Origin of the sequence: Burkholderia sp. AU15512 (assembly GCF_002223325.1) — a bacterium.
Taxonomy (GTDB): Bacteria; Pseudomonadota; Gammaproteobacteria; order Burkholderiales; family Burkholderiaceae; genus Burkholderia.
The window spans coordinates 815,228-830,791 of the sequence record NZ_NKEX01000008.1; the positions used below are offsets into that span (position 1 = coordinate 815,228).

The 15,564-nt window shown below is 63.9% G+C and carries 8 protein-coding genes; 4 read left to right on the forward strand and 4 right to left on the reverse strand.

Going from position 1 to position 15,564, the window contains the following annotated elements:
- The first annotated feature begins 661 nt into the window (after positions 1-661).
- Positions 662-1,465 (forward strand): hypothetical protein, encoded by an 804-nt coding sequence (locus CFB43_RS35930; protein ID WP_089498807.1) that lies wholly within the window; start codon positions 662-664, stop codon positions 1,463-1,465.
- 308 nt (positions 1,466-1,773) lie between these two features.
- Here the strand turns inward: CFB43_RS35930 and CFB43_RS35940 are convergent, their stop codons facing one another.
- Together CFB43_RS35940 and CFB43_RS35945 are read right to left on the reverse strand one after the other, a co-directional pair.
- Positions 1,774-2,802, reverse strand: a complete 1,029-nt coding sequence (locus CFB43_RS35940; RefSeq protein ID WP_089498808.1) for a methionine synthase — start codon at positions 2,800-2,802, stop codon at positions 1,774-1,776.
- A gap of 26 nt (positions 2,803-2,828) precedes the next feature.
- The gene (locus CFB43_RS35945; protein ID WP_089499070.1) at positions 2,829-3,815 is read right to left on the reverse strand and encodes a DUF1852 domain-containing protein; all 987 of its coding nucleotides are present in this window, start codon (positions 3,813-3,815) and stop codon (positions 2,829-2,831) included.
- A 270-nt stretch (positions 3,816-4,085) separates the two neighbouring features.
- Here CFB43_RS35945 and CFB43_RS35950 point away from each other — a divergent pair, with 270 nt between their 5' ends.
- Entirely contained in the window at positions 4,086-4,994 is a 909-nt protein-coding gene (locus tag CFB43_RS35950; protein ID WP_089430136.1) for a LysR family transcriptional regulator, read from the forward strand.
- A 410-nt stretch (positions 4,995-5,404) separates the two neighbouring features.
- On the opposite strand, the gene CFB43_RS35955 is transcribed toward CFB43_RS35950, so the two are convergent.
- Together CFB43_RS35955 and CFB43_RS39245 are read right to left on the reverse strand one after the other, a co-directional pair.
- Complete coding sequence (locus CFB43_RS35955; protein WP_089498809.1) at positions 5,405-6,067, reverse strand: OmpA family protein; 663 nt, start codon at positions 6,065-6,067, stop codon at positions 5,405-5,407.
- A 125-nt stretch (positions 6,068-6,192) separates the two neighbouring features.
- Positions 6,193-10,920 carry a YadA-like family protein gene (locus tag CFB43_RS39245; RefSeq protein ID WP_144023183.1) on the reverse strand — a complete coding sequence of 1,576 codons (4,728 nt, stop codon included), beginning with the start codon at positions 10,918-10,920 and terminating at the stop codon, positions 6,193-6,195.
- 1,443 nt (positions 10,921-12,363) lie between these two features.
- Between CFB43_RS39245 and CFB43_RS35980 the strand changes: the two genes are divergently transcribed.
- Positions 12,364-13,200: a response regulator transcription factor gene (locus CFB43_RS35980; protein ID WP_089476273.1), complete on the forward strand. Its 837-nt coding sequence runs from the start codon at positions 12,364-12,366 to the stop codon at positions 13,198-13,200.
- Positions 13,193-15,538: a sensor histidine kinase gene (locus tag CFB43_RS35985; protein WP_089499073.1), complete on the forward strand. Its 2,346-nt coding sequence runs from the start codon at positions 13,193-13,195 to the stop codon at positions 15,536-15,538. Before CFB43_RS35980 ends, CFB43_RS35985 begins: the two co-directional genes overlap by 8 nt.
- Positions 15,539-15,564 lie beyond the last annotated feature (26 nt).

A 15,564-nucleotide genomic window follows, 5' to 3' on the forward strand; every position in this document is an offset into this window, starting at 1 on the left:
TTCCGACAATTCAAGATGCATTTGGAATGACGGTGACATGCAAGTAAACGTAAGGCGGAGGATTGTTTGTTTATCGGTCGCGGCTTCAGATGCATGAGTCGAACCGCCGAGGCTTGCCAACGGCAGTCGGCAACATCAGCACGTTCACCGCGACAGCCTCCGCACGATCTCGATCAGGGTTCCGGCGGGAATGCCGCCGCTCACGTGCAGTCGTGCATCGCCGCATTCGATCTTATACACATGATCGACGGGGGGCGGTGGGCATGCTGGCACTCCGGATGGCCAAACGTAACGGTTAGTTACGGACGGGACCGGGAACTCGCTTACGACAGGCGCGATACGAATGGCCAGTTTCGAGAAAGCCGGGAGTCCCTTGTGGGTCGAAAATGCCTATTCACTGAACCTGACAGCAGACGTTCAATACAGATCCTCAGCCGAACGTCCGCAAGATAGCGTCAAGTCGACCTGCCGCGGCCAACACGTGAACGCCTGCAACCGCCGGGCACTTGCCGCTCAGCGTATAGGCACGGGGCCACTGATATCCGGTTGAACAGTCGCCGAGGCTGCGCGGGCTCCAACGGCGATATTGGATCGATTGATCGCCATGTCCTCCACGAATAATCGACAACCTGGAACTATACTGGGCAACCAGGAGGCTTCCATGACCGATCTCGACAGACTGCATCCACTCCGTCCGCTCCTGAAAAATTGGGTTTGGGAGCATGGTCGAATCGGGACTCGCTATCTCGACTGCGTAGATGGCGAAATCAGGTTTGACGAGGGCAAGAAGTCGCATTTCGCGGCCGAGAAATATATCTATGTGCCTCTTGGCAAGGGCGCCGAAGACGATGCATCTGCGGAGGGCCCTGCGATCCATGAGGCTGGACTTGCCCGGTTTTTGCGGGCCGCGCAGTTGGGTACGCCGGAGGAAGCCGGTTCTGTAGCGGATGTCCAGCGCGCAGTGCAGGACTGCGTAGAAATTGGCCTGTTCAGCGCATATCAGTGGGAGGCTCGACAGGCGTTTGCCCGATACGCGCAGGAACCCATGTTCGATGACGAGATCCGCGCGGCGGTTGTCGACGACATCCGGCGTATTTACGCCGGCATGCGGGAGCAACTGGCGCTGTACGACTTCAGTGTGCTCCACGGCTTGCCCACGCCGCTGCTCATCGGCGACACGCCCTTCATCGACTGGCGCGTGCGTGCCAGTCCCGCACTTCCGTTTGTATCGCTCCCGCTGGGGCCTTACTGCCTGCTGGTGGGCGCGCCGTCAGGCAGGAAAAGCCGAATCGCGCCGGTCGTCTGGAAGGCCGCTGCCGCGATGGGCCCGTTGAAGGATCACAACCGCCAAATCGAGGCGCAGGCACGTCTGTGGCTGGTGGCGACCACGGATGACCAACTCGTCGCTGCGCAAAGCCGCATTGCCGCGGCCGTCGGCTCCAGGCAAGGGAATGAGAAACCCTGAACGAAGTTGACCTTAAGCAGATCGTCGGCGGTCGCTGAGTGAAAGACGGCACGTGAAGCCGACCGGCTCGCCATCGACGCGTGATGCAATCACCGTGATACCGGATGCATAGTGGCCGAGCGCCTCGCGAAAGCTCAAAGGCTCGATGGCCGTGCTGGAAAATGACATGGTGGATACCGAATACCGGGTGCGGTTCGGGAATACCAAGGCGGTGCGCTCCAACAGATTCAGGGAGCCGTTTCAACGCACTCCCTGAAATCTACACGGCCTTCAATTCCCCGATCGCACCCTCCGACGTCAGCCTGGAACTAGTTCGAGCATTCCTTGCGGACGATTTCCGCACCCGCGCTCAAAGCACTCAGCTTGCCTCGCGCGACTGCACGCGACAAGGGCGCCATGCCGCAGTTGGTGCAAGGATAGAGCTTGTCGGCGTCCACGAACTGAAGCGCCTTTCGCAACGTAGCGGCGACTTCCTCGGGGGTTTCGATGGTATCGGTCGCCACATCGATGGCTCCCACCATCACCTTCTTGCCCCGAATGAGTTCGATCAGATCCATGGGAACGCGCGAGTTGTGACATTCCAGCGAGACCATGTCGATACTGGATTTTTGCAGCTTGGGAAAGGCTTCCTCGTATTGTCGCCACTCCGACCCCAGCGTCTTCTTCCAGTCCGTGTTGGCCTTGATGCCATAGCCATAGCAAATATGCACGGCGGTTTCACACTTGAGACCTTCGATGGCTCTTTCCAGGGTCGCGACGCCCCAATCATTCACCTCGTCGAAGAAGACATTGAATGCGGGCTCATCGAATTGAATGATATCGACGCCGACAGCCTCCAGTTCCCTGGCTTCCTCGTTCAGGATCTTTGCGAACTCCCAGGCCAGTTTTTCGCGACTCTTGTAATGATCGTCGTACAGCGTATCGATCATCGTCATCGGCCCCGGCAATGCCCATTTGATGGGCTGGCTGGTTTGCCGGCGCAGGAACTTGGCATCGTCAACGAAAACCGGCTTCTGTCTCGCCACCGCATCGACGACCGTCGGCACGCTGGCGTCATAGCGATCGCGAATTCGAACGGTCTTGCGGTTCTCGAAATCAACGCCGCTGAGGTGCTCGATGAACGTGGTCACGAAATGCTGGCGCGTTTGCTCGCCGTCGCTGACGATATCGATGCCCGCATGTTGCTGCTCTTGCAACGACAGGCGCAACGCATCCTGTTTGCCCTCGATCAACCCGTCGCCCTGCAATTTCCACGGTGACCAAAGTGTCTCGGGTTGTGCGAGCCACGAAGGTTTAGGCAAACTGCCGGCGGTTGAAGTGGGTAGAAATTTTTTCACGGTAGACGGCCTTGTGTTTTTGTTGGTCAAAGCGCGTAGTCCGCAGACCACTGCTCAAGAATGGCCTGGTATGGCTTGATAAATTGCTCTTCGACAAACCTGCCCTGTTCGATAGCCAGCCGGCTACGCTCTTCCCGATCGTAAACAATCCGGGTGAGCGAAAAATCCTGATGCTTCAGACTCGGTTGGTAGGATTTTCCTGCCGGTGAATTCGCGTTGTAAATTTCGGGCCGGTAAATTTTCTGGAAGGTATCCATCGTGCTGATGGTGCCGATGAGCTCCAGATTGGTGTAATCGTCCAGCAAATCACCGGTAAAATAAAAAGCCAGCGGCGCGACACTATTCGGCGGCATGAAATAGCGCACCTTCATCCCCATTTTTCCGAAATACTCGTCAGTCAAGGAATACTCGTCCTGCCGGTATTCGATACCCAACACGGGATGCCGATTTGCCGTCTGATGATAGGTCTTGCTACTCGAAACGCTCAGGCATATAACGGGTGGTTTCGAGAAATTATCCTTGTAGGCGCTCGACTTCACGAAGGACTTGAACAGATTCCCGTGCAGGTCGCCAAAGTTATCCGGCGTACTGAAGCCGGGCTGATTCTTGTTGTGCTCCAGCAAGACCACACTGAAATCGTAATCTCGCACATAAGAGGAAAAATTATTTCCCGCGATGCCGCCAATGTGCTTGTTGTTTTTTCGATCGAAAATATTCGTCTTCAGTATTTCGATCAAGGGCAGCGAGGCACTTCCCCGCTCACCGCCGATATTCATTTCGACTGAAATGATTTCAAGCTTGACGGCATAGCGATCGCCTTTAGGATTGTCCCAATGTGCCAACGCATTGAAACGATTGTCAATCATCCTGAAGGTATTGCGCAAATTCTCCTGACGACTCTTTCCTCTGGCGAGGTTCGCGAAATTGGTCGTGATGCGCGTATGGTCGGAAGGCTGATAGTCCTCATCGAAACAGACGCTTTTAATAGCAAATGTAAACTCTTGACTCGTCATGATCTTGCGCCCCAGATTTCGAAATGAAAACTGCATCTGCTCCATGCCTTTCGATGCGGCTCGCTTTTCTTTTCCGATGAACGAATGTGACGTTGGGCCATGGCCGACTGGATATGAATCGATTTCAACCAACCATGAGCGATGCTCACGGTGCGGTGTGTCCGGTTCACATCGGAAGAAAAGTAACTGGCAGCGATGATATAGTTTCCATTGCATGAATAAAAATGGATTTATTTCATGCAAACATTAAATTTGTTCATGGAGTGGTCGATGCTGGATCGCAATCATCTGATGGTCGTGCGGGAAGTGGAGCGGCAGGGCTCGCTCACGGCCGCCGCCGATACGCTCAACCTCACGCAGTCGGCGCTCAGCCATGCCGTGAAGAAGCTGGAGCAGCAGCTCGGTACGCCCGTGTGGGCGCGCGAAGGACGGACCATGCGGCTCACGCAAGCCGGACAGTACCTGCTGAGCCTCGCGAACCGGTTGCTGCCGCAATTCGAACTCGCCGAGGAGCGCATGAGGCAGTACGCGCAGGGCGAGCGCGGCACGTTGCGGATCGGCATGGAATGCGCGCCGTGCTATCAATGGCTGCTGAAGGTGGTGTCGCCGTATCTCGCGCACTGGCCGGATGTCGATGTCGACGTGAAGCAGCGCTTCCAGTTCGGCGGCATCGGTGCGTTGATCGGCTATGAAATCGACGTGCTCGTCACGCCCGACCCGCTCAAGAAACCCGAACTGCATTTTGAGCCGGTGTTCGATTACGAGCAGGTGCTGGTGGTTGCCGATGATCACCCGCTGGCCGGAGAAGCGTATGTCACGCCGGAACAGCTGACGCACGAGGTGCTGATCACGTATCCCGTCGAAACGGACCGGCTCGATATCTACACGCAGTTCCTCACGCCCGCGAACAGGGTGCCGAAGCGCCACAAGGTGATCGAGACGACCGACATCATGCTGCAGATGGTGGCGAGCGGCCGTGGCGTGGCGGCGTTGCCTCGCTGGCTCGCGGAAGAATACGCGGGCTGGATGCCGCTTACGCCCGTGCAACTTGGAAAGAAGGGGATTGCGAAGCAGATTTTCCTCGGCACGCGCAAGACGGATGACGACGTCGATTATCTTGCGGCGTTCGTAAAGGCTGCGCGGGAATGGAAATGGGCGGACGCGAAGATGCGAGACTAGTTTTGCAATTGGGACATGAACAAACTGATTGCTCCCGCAACGGGTCGCCTTCCGCGCCTTCGTGCTTGTCGACCCGCGCTGCAGTCGAGCCCGCGTCAGCCACGCGACCATTGCAGCCCCGCACCTCCGCCGAAGTCTCTCTCATCCCTTTTCACGCAGCGGCACCGGGCATTGCTTGCGCCCTGTGCAGCAACACGTCGGCAGGCGCCGATGAACCCACGACATCGGCGTCCGCCAACCGGCCCGCGGGCCGTCGTGCCGCGTCGTCGTCCGCGCGATGGCGGCATCGCGCACGCCCATCGCGACGCGTTGCCTGATTCGACCGCCAGCGTCTCCGAACGGCGCCACAGCCGCAAGCGAGAGCCGTCCGTTCGCGACGGCCACGCCTGCGGCAACCCGGTGGCGACGCCCTACTTCCGCAGCGAGATTTCCACCCGGCGATTGCGCGCGCGCCCGTCGGCGGTCTCGTTCGATGCGGCCGGGTTGGTTTCTCCATGCCCCGTCGCCGCGACCGAATCCGCCTTCAGCCCGTGTTCGCGCAGATACCCCGCGACGGCATCGGCGCGGCGCTTCGACAGGGCCTGGTTGTGTGCATCCGAGCCGGTCGCGTCGGTATAACCGTCCACTTCCACACGCGAGAAGTGCCTGTCGCCCTGCTGGCTCAGCAAACTGTCGAGCGCAGCAGTAGCGGCGGACGTCAGCACGGCGGAGTCGGTCGCGAAGTACGCATCGCCGGTCAGGCTCACCTTCTCGACCGCGGCGGGCGCTGGCGCGGCTGCCGCGGCGACCGGCGCGGGCGCCGCACCGCACTGGAACACCATCGAGTGCGGATCGGCGCCGTCGCGGTACGGCATCGTGGAATCGACCGTGCGCACGGCCTCGTTGCCGCACATGCGCGTCGCGACCTTCATGCAGGTATTGGCGCTCGACAGGATGCCGTGACAATCGACACGGAACGTCCGGATGCCGTCGCGGGGCTGAAGTTCGTATGCGTTGTACGTCGGTCCCGATGCGCTCGAACAGGCCGCGAGGGAAACGACGGACGCCAGCAGTGCAAGATGAATGTTTTTCACGTGAGGACTCCGAAAATGCGAGGGGCGCAGCGCGGGCGGCGCAATGGCGCAGCCGCATCCGCGTGCGTTTGCGTTCGACGCGGTCCGCCCCGGCAGTGCGTGCCGGCGCGAACCGCAGCGCGCGATTACTTCCACTGATACAGCATGCCCGCGCCGACGACGCGCTGGCTGCCGGCGAAACCGCCGTTCAGCGTCGCCTTCAGGTTTTCCGTGACACGCGCCTGCACGCCGACCGCCATCGCCTTCTGCCCCTGGAACGTCGCCGTACCGACCCCCATCGCGAAGTTCGAGTCGCGGTCCATGTGCGGGATCGACGCCATCGCCGCGGTGGCCGCGATCCCCTCGCGTGCCATCGAATCGGTCTGCTGGATCTGCTGCTGCATCTGTGTGAGCTGGTTGTTGACCGTGTTCAGCGACTGCGTGAACTGGTTCGACACCGCATTCAGCTGGTTCACGTTCACGGCATCCGTGCCCTGCGTACCGGCCGCGACGTTGACCACCTGGCGCGCCGATTCCGCCGAACCGACCGCGACGACGTTCGAGCGCCCGCCGTCGTTGCTGCCCGTGCCGATCGCGGCCGAATTGCTGCCCGATGCCGTCGAGCCCACGCCGATGGCGGTGGAGCCGTTGCCCGATGCGAGCGCATTGTTGCCGACCGCCGTGCTGTTCGAGCCCGATGCCACCGCGCCCGACCCACCCGCCGACGAGTTCGGGCCGGTCGAGCCCGGCGGCACGTTCGCGCCGTTCGGGTTCGTCGTGTACTGGCCGCCGAGGTTGGTCGTGCGCTGGTCGATCAGCGTCGTCAGCTGGTTCGCGACCGAGTCGAGCTGCGACACGTTCACCGCGTCCGTGCCGTTCTTGCCGGCCGCGAGGCCCGTGATCTGCCGGTTGCCGATGTTCACTTCGCCGGCCGACGATTGCGGGCTGCTCAAGCCGTACGCGACGTAGTTCGTCAGCGCGCCGACCGTCGTCAGCGAACCGGCGCCCAATGCGACGCTGTTCGCGAACGTCGCGGACGCACCGGCGCCCAGCGCGAGCGCATCGGTTGCGTTGCCGAGCGCGCCGGAACCCAGCGCGACGCTGCCCACGCTGACCGCCTTCGCATTCGCGCCTTGCGCGACCGACTGCGCGCCCAGCGCCGTCGCGCCGCTGCCGAGCGCGAGCGCGTCGGCCTGCGCGGCACTCGCCGCCTGCCCGATCGCGATGCCGCCAGGCGCGGTCTGGTCGACGATCGCGCCGTTGCCGATGCCCACGCCGTTGTCGCCGTTGACGACCGTCGTCGGCCCCACCGCGACCGATTCCGCGCCGACGGCGAGCGAGTCGGCCGCCGTCGAATTCGCGTGGAAATACTTCTGGCCCGTGACCGCGAACGACTGCAACGCACCGGCCAGCTGCCGCACGGTCACCGCATCCTGCTGCCCGGTGCCGTCCGCGACGTTGGTGATCTGGCGATACGTCTTGCTGGTCGCGTCGCCAACCGATACCGCGCCGAGCAGCGTCTGGTCCGTCGTGTTGAACGGGATCGATGCGGTGCCGTTGCGGAGGATGCCCGACGCCGGCGTCGTCGCGCGGTCGGATACCGACCCCGCACCGAGCGCGATGCTGCCGTCCACCTTCGAGATCGCATTCGGGCCGATCGCGACGCTGTCGAGCCCGATCGCCTGGCTGTCCGGCGCGGTCGAGTTCGCGTGGAAATACTTGATGCCGTGCGCGTTGATGTTGTCGATCGCCGAGCCGACGTTGTTGTTGATCGTCGTCGACCCGTCGCTGTTGTACGTCACGTACGACGGCGCCGAAATCGTGCCGGTCGTCGGATCGTAGGTGGCCCCGCCGCCGATCGCGCCCGCCGTGCTGTTGCCGAGGTTGGTGTTGTTGCTGGCGATCGAGCTGAGGCCGGTGGACAGCGAGCCGAGGCCCGTCGACGTCGCGGTGGACAGCGACGTCAGGTTGCTGTTCGTGCTCGACAGCCCGGTGGACAGCGAGCCGACGGTCGTCGAGGTCGACGTCGACAGCGACGCGATCGAGCTCGTCGTCGAACTGAGCCCGGTCGACAGCGAACCGATGCTCGTCGAGGTCGCGGTCGACAGCGACGTGACGGTGCTGTTCGTCGAGCTCAGGCCGGTAGACAGCGAACCGACCACCGTCGAGGTGGACGTCGACAGCGACGTGATCGAGCTGTTCGTCGAACTCAAGCCGGTGGACAGCGAGCTGATGCCCGTCGACGTCGAAGTCGACAGCGACGTGACCGAGCTGTTCGTCGAACTCAGGCCCGTGGACAGCGAACTGATGCCCGTCGACGTGGACGTGGACAACGATGTCACTGAGCTGTTCGTCGAACTCAAGCCAGTGGACAGCGAGCTGATGCCCGTCGACGTCGAAGTCGACAGCGACGTCACCGAGCTATTGGTCGAACTCAGGCCGGTCGAAGTCGACGTGGACAGCGACGTAATCGCGCTATTGGCCGACGACAGGCCGGTCGACGTGGACGTCGACAATGACGTCACGGCGCTGTTGGTCGAACTCAGGCCCGTCGACAGTGAGCTGATGCCCGTCGAGGTCGAAGTCGACAACGACGTGATCGCGCTATTGGCCGACGACAGACCGGTCGACGTGGATGTCGACAGCGAAGTCACTGCGCTGTCGGTCGAGCTCAGGCCCGTCGACAGTGAGCTGATGCCCGTCGAGGTCGAAGTCGACAACGACGTGATCGCGCTATTGGCCGACGACAAACCGGTCGACGTGGATGTCGACAGCGACGTCACCGAGCTATTGGTCGAACTCAGGCCCGTCGACAGCGAACTGATGCCCGTCGACGTCGACGTGGAAAGCGACGTGATCGCGCTATTGGCCGACGACAGACCGGTCGACGTGGATGTCGACAGCGACGTCACCGAGCTGTTGGTCGAGCTCAACCCCGTCGACAGCGAGCCGATGCCCGTCGACGTCGAGGTCGACAACGACGTCACCGAGCTATTGGTCGAACTCAACCCCGTTGACAGCGAGCTGATGCCCGTCGAGGTCGACGTGGAAAGCGACGTGATCGCGCTGTTGGCCGACGACAACCCGGTCGACAGCGACGACACCCCCGTCGACAACGAACCGACGCTCGACGCCGTGGAAGTCGACAGCGAATTCACCGCCTGATTCGTCGCATCGAGCTGCGACCCGTTGATCGCATCCGTGCTCGCCGAACTGATGCGCCCGGCCGCGACATTGGTGATCTGGCGCTCGGTACCCGCGGCACCGACACTGACGACACTGGTCGGATTCGTGCCCTTGAACGTGTACGTCACGCCGCCGATCGTCGCGCTTGCGGTGGGATTCGGCGCGGCCGTCGTCGAGCCCGAGCCGAGCGCGACGTCGCCGGCATTGTTCGCCACGGCCGACGCACCGAACGCCAGCGCACCGGCCGCCGCCGCCGTCGACGTGTTGCCGAGCGCGAGCGAACCGGTGCCCTGCGCGATGTTCGAATTGCCGATCGCGACCGCGCCGTCGCCGTTCGCCGTGTTGTTCGACCCGGCCGTGACCGCGCCGGTGCCGATCGCGGTGCTCGGGTCGCCGATCGCCACCGCGCCGTTGCCGCTGGCCGTCTGCCCCAGGCCCAGCGCGACCGCGCCGATGCCGCCCAGCACCTTCGAGTTGTTGCCCCCGGCAATCGAGCCCGCCCCCGCCGCGGCCGCGACCGAGTTCGAATCGCCGATCGCCACGGTCGACCCCGCCGCCGCGACGCTGTTGATGCCGATGGCCGTCGCATTCGTGGCCGACGCCGTCGCGCCGGCCCCCAGTGCGCTCGCCGACACGCCGGTCGCCACCGCGGTATTACCGAGCGCGGTCGCGAACTGCTGCGTCGCGCTCGACTGGACGCCCATCGCAATCGAACTGATACCCGTCGCCTTCGTGCTCGTGCCGAGCGCCATCGAGGTATCGGCGCCAGCCGTCGTATTCGAGCCCAGCGCGATCGAGCTGGTGCCAAGCGACTGCGTGCCCGAGCCGGCCACCCCGGCGACGCCGCCCCAGCCGATCGCGATCGACGTCGTGCCCTTCCCGCCGCTGTTGACACCCAGCGCGAGCGCAGAATTGCCGGAAGCCAGCGAGCCGCTACCCACCGCTACACCGGCCGCGCCGGAACTGGTGGACTGGTTGCCAAGTGCAATCGCGCCCTGGTTGGTCGCCTGAGCTGAAAAGCCGAGCGCAACGCTGGCGAGGCCCGACGAAACCGCGCCGAGACCCAGCGCGGCGGCATCCTGTCCGGAGGCCGTGGCATTGTTGCCGAGCCCGATGGCAGAAACGCCGGTCGCGGTCGCGCCACTGCCCATCGCTACCCCACCGGATTGCGTCGCTTGCGCCTGGTTGCCGACGGCAACCGAAAATGCGCCCGAGCCGATCGCCTGCACGCCCATCGACGTGCTGTTGACGCCCGTCGCCTGCGCGTTGATGCCGACGGCCGTCGAAGCGTCGCCCATCGCATGCGCCCCCGGGCCAAGCGCCGTGGCCGACACGCCCTGCGCCGTCGACAGGTTGCCCAACGCGGTGGAATTCGTCTGCGCGGCGCTCGACCCGACGCCGATCGCGATCGACGAGACGCCGCCGGTGGCCGTGCCGCCATCCGGGTTGTACTGCGCATGCGCGCCGGCATGGAACAGCGCGAGATACGCGGACGCCATCAGCATGGCGAGCCGCCTGAGCGACGGGGCCGAGGTCGCGCCTGCGCGAACCGCGGCCGCTCCTTCGACGTCACGCTCCGGCTTGCCACGCGACGACGCAACGCGCTTGCCGCGCGCCCGATCAAGCTCCGAAGCCGCAACCCAGGCTCCCAATGCTTCGTTCCAGATCGACTTGAACGACTTGTTCATCTTGTCTTCCCTCGGTTCTCATGTGCTGGATGACGCAACGGCGAACACGGCAGCCGGCGAGAACGTCCTCTGCACGTTCCCGTCCGCCTCGCGACGCCCGCCACTCACTTTGGATCACTAACTAAACAGCCGGGTAATGCTGCTCGACACGCGCGATGGACATCGCGATCACGCGATCGCGCGCCGCCCGTGCCGGTCGGCACGAGGCGACGCGACGATCGCCGGTTATCGAATCATGGAAGCCGACACGGCCAGCCCGGCGGCTCGACGCGGGGCGTGCCGTTCAACCGCGCACGCGCGCGCCATCGCGCCGAACCCGCGACGACCTCGAATCTCATCGGAAAGCGTCTTTCAGACGCCGGATGGGCGGAAGCCGGCCCGCGCCCGCGGGGCGGCCCGCCCTGTTTCATTCAGGAGGAGGATGACGCCGTGCGATCCCCGGGACTGAAGCATGCGCCACCGGTTCGTGCGAACCGGTGCGTTGGCCTGTCATGCCTGTTGTGTTCATCGTTTTCGTGCCCGCCTGATTCGAGAGCGCGCCGCGCGCGACCGTTCCCCGATGGATCGAACCCTCGGACGGCCCACGCGCAGCCACTCACCCTTTTCGTCCCGCATTCAAACGCATTTCCGGAATCCCGGAACAGCATCGACGACTTGCCGGACGACCCCTGCACCGAATTAATCGATCGAATTTCCTTGACGATTTCGTCTCGACCGGTGCGCCATTCCCAACCGAATTCCAGAACTCACCGATTTCTCTTATATAGCGACGTATTCGGTGAATGGCGGAATTTGCATTACCCTCGTGCCAGTTATTCGTTCGCCGACGCAGTCCCATATCATGGGATCGAACATCGATCAATGTCTCATTGGTATCGCGTGCTTCGAAATAGAACGTCGGCATGCGATCCGCGCGATTCCGACCGTTTGAAAGAACCGATTCCAGCCGCGCCGGGGCTAGTTTGCCGGCATCCGTCGGAACGAACCTTTTCCAGAGCGGAAAAATCCTTTTCCCGAGCAGACAGCATTTACATTCATACATTCCAACGCAAAATGCGATTTCACGACTAACACGATTCCGACCCGCCATCAGAAAAAAATTAATCATGCAACCCACAATTTCTTCATTCTTTTCACATAGAAGGCATCGACTTCGGAACGCATGTCAAACTGATTCACCCGCCCCATCCCATTCCAATTATTCCGAATTGATCCGGAAATTAAGACCGATTATTAAAAGCCAATTCGGCATGTTTTTCCACTTCCTTTTCTTCCGGCCGGACGCCGCGGCGGCCAACACGCAGCACCCCGCCGCACAAGCCCCCACATGCCACACGGAATCCTCACTATGTGACCTGTTGTCGGCATATAATTTTTCGCAACAATCGTGCAGACCGCGATGCACGTCATCTGACCGGCCACCCTTCCACCGCCTCCGCAACCATGTCATCCCGCTCGTCCAGTTCGGCGTCGCCTCGTCCCACGCCGGATCTTGCTGACGCACATATTCTTGTCGTCGACGATCGCCCGAACGACCTGCGGCTCCTCACGGAAATCCTGCGGGCCGCACGGTGCCGGATCAGCGTCGCGTTCGACGGGCTGCAGGCGTATCACCGTGCCCAGGCGATCGCGCCCGACCTGATCCTGATGGATGTCCGCATGCCGCGCATGGACGGCTTCGCGGCGTGCCGGCTGCTGGCGTCGACGCCGTCGACGCAATCGATCCCGGTCATCATCCTGACGGCCGCGGGCGATCTCGAGGATCGCATCGCAGGGCTCGAAACCGGCGCGATCGACTACATCATCAAGCCGTTCGAGCCGACCGAAGTGCTGGCCCGGATCCGCAATCACCTGAAACGCGCGCGGCGCAGCCAGCCGTTCGCGCATCTGCCCGAGCTGCCCGACAACCCGGATGCCGCCCTCGTGCGCGCGGCGTCCGAGGTCCTGCTGCGCGACCTGCGCCATCCGCCGGCGCTCGAGGATCTCGCCAGGCAGGTCGGCACGCACGAGAAGCGTTTGTCCCGCGTGTTCCGCGATCATCTCGGCCAGACCGTGTTCGAATATCTGCGCGACACGCGCCTGCGCGCCGCGATGCACTTTCTCGCGGAGACGTCGATGGGGATCGGCGACATCGCCGAGGAAATCGGCTTTTCCACGCCCGGCAACTTCGCCACCGCCTTCCGCGAACGCTTCGGCATCACGCCGTCCGACTGGCGGCGCCAGCGCCATGCGGTCAATGCCCCGCCCGCCGCACCCGGGGCGCACCATCACGATGGGTAGGCGCCACGCGGCATGGGCAGCCGGCTGTCGCGCGGTGCTGCTGCTCCTGCTCGCGATGGCCGTCACCTGCGCGACCGCGCGTGCCGCGTCGACGCCGCCCCCCGCGCAACTGGACGCCGTGTCGGTCTTCGAGGACGCGAGCGCGACGATGTCCGCCGATCAGGTCGCCGCACGGCTCGCCGATCCCGCGCATGGCACGCCGGTGGCCGGCACGTCGTCGTTCAACGTCGAGTTCTCGCGATCGGCGTGGTGGATCCGCGCCACGCTCACCAACCGCGACAGCGCCGCGCGCCCGCTGGTGCTGGTGATTCGCGACGCCCGCGTCGACCAGGCGGACTTCTATCTCGGCCGGAACGGCGGGTGGATGCTCGACAACCGCTTCCCGGCCGCCGGCGCCGGTAGTGACGCCCGGCCGTCGTCGCGCTACCCGGCGCTCGACGTCACGTTGCGTGCCGGCGAAAGCGTCCCCGTGCTGATCCGCGTCACGTCGCGCAAGGAAATGCGGCTCGCGCCGGCCGCGTTCACGCGTGCGGCGTGGGATGCGCTGGAGCGGCGCGCGACGATGTGGGACTTCGGCTTCTTCGGCGGGCTGCTCGCGCTGATGTGGTGCGCGCTGCTGATCGGGTTCTTTTCGCGCAGCGGCGTGTTTCACGTGCTGGCCGCGGTGGCGCTCGGCACGACGCTGTTCGAAGCGGCTTACCGCGGCTACCTGGCGATGGCGTTGCCGCCTGCGCTGCGTGAATGGTCGGCGCGTGGCGAAGTCATCTTCGCGTACCTGGCGGTTTCCTGCTTCTTCCTCTTCATCCTGATGGTCGCCCGGCGCGAGCAGGCGAAGCTGCCGATGCGCGCGATCTACATGGCATTCATCGCGCTTGAAGGCGTCGGCATGGTCGGCGCCGCCTGCGGCGACCTGCTGACGTTCACGTGGTTCTGCCTGCGGCTGAACGCGTTGACCGCGATCGTCAACATCAGCCTCGCGCTGCTGCTCGCGATCCGCCGGACGCCCACCGGCCGCGTGATGCTGATCGCCATTGCGATCGCCAGCTTCAACATGCTGATCCGCGTGCTCGACGGCAGGAACACGCTGCCGCCGGCGCTCGCGTGGCTGAAATCCGACATCTTCCCGAACCCCGTCATCGCGGTCGTCGGGCTCGCCACGCACCTGCTGGTGCTGGCCGCGTGGATTCATCACGTCGGCCGCCAGCGTACCGAGGCGAGGAAGCGGCTCGAGCACTGGCAGCTCACCGAACAGGATCGCCTGCGCGACGAAGTCGCACGCCGCACGCTCGCGCTCAACGACGCGCTGCAACAGGTGACGACCCACATGCAGCAAAAGATCGAGACGCTCGGCTACGTCAGCCACGACCTGCGCGCGCCGCTGTCCACGATCAACGGCTATGCGAAGCTGCTGCTGCAAGGCGCGACGCGCGGCCAGGCGCGGCTGATCCGGTCGATCGACCGCAGCATCCGCTATCAGCTCACGCTGATCGATGAGCTGCTCGCGTTCACGAAGGCCGAGCTGCAGCCGCTCGGCGTGACGCCGGACACGACCGACCTGCCCGGCCTGCTCGACGACATCGGCCACTATGCGCTCGCGCTGTGCGCGCAGCAGGACAACCGGTTCGTCTACCGGCCGGCCACGCCGCTGCCGCGCACGGTGTCGATCGACGGCATGCGGCTGCAGCAGGTGCTGCTCAACCTGCTGTCCAACGCATCGAAGTTCACGCGCGACGGCACGGTCACGCTGTCGATTCATGCCGCGCGCGAGGGCGACACCTGGCGGCTGCTGTTCGAAGTGGCCGATACGGGCATCGGGATCGACATCAGCGGCAACCGCGACATCTTCCGCGCGTACCAGCAGGTGCAGGCCGTGAACGGCGGCACCGGGCTCGGCCTGTTCATCGCGCAGCGCATCGTAGGCGCGATGGCGGGCGAGCTGGCCGTCGCCAGCCAGCCGGGCGTCGGCACGGCATTCTCGTTCGCGATCGTCGCGCCGGCCGTCGGGCACGCGCTCGTGCCGGTGTCGGAGCTCGTCCGGCGGTTTCAACCGGACGGCGAGGCCGAGCCGGACGTCCCCACGCCCACGATGCCGTGCCCGCCCGACGATGCGCTCGACCAGCTGATCCTGCTGGCCGACAACGGGCAGCTGACCGATATCGAGGCATTGCTCGGCCCGTATGCTGACGAGCCGGATTACGCGGCCTTCGTGCGGGACGTGCGCGACCACCTCGATGCACTGGACCTGGACGCGATCGGGAAACTGGCCGGCTCGCTGAAACAGGCGCGCCGCGCCGCGACGGCGTTCGACGCCGAAACCGACGCGGCCGGGCCGGCCTGACGGCACGGGCCGCCGTGGCGCGCACG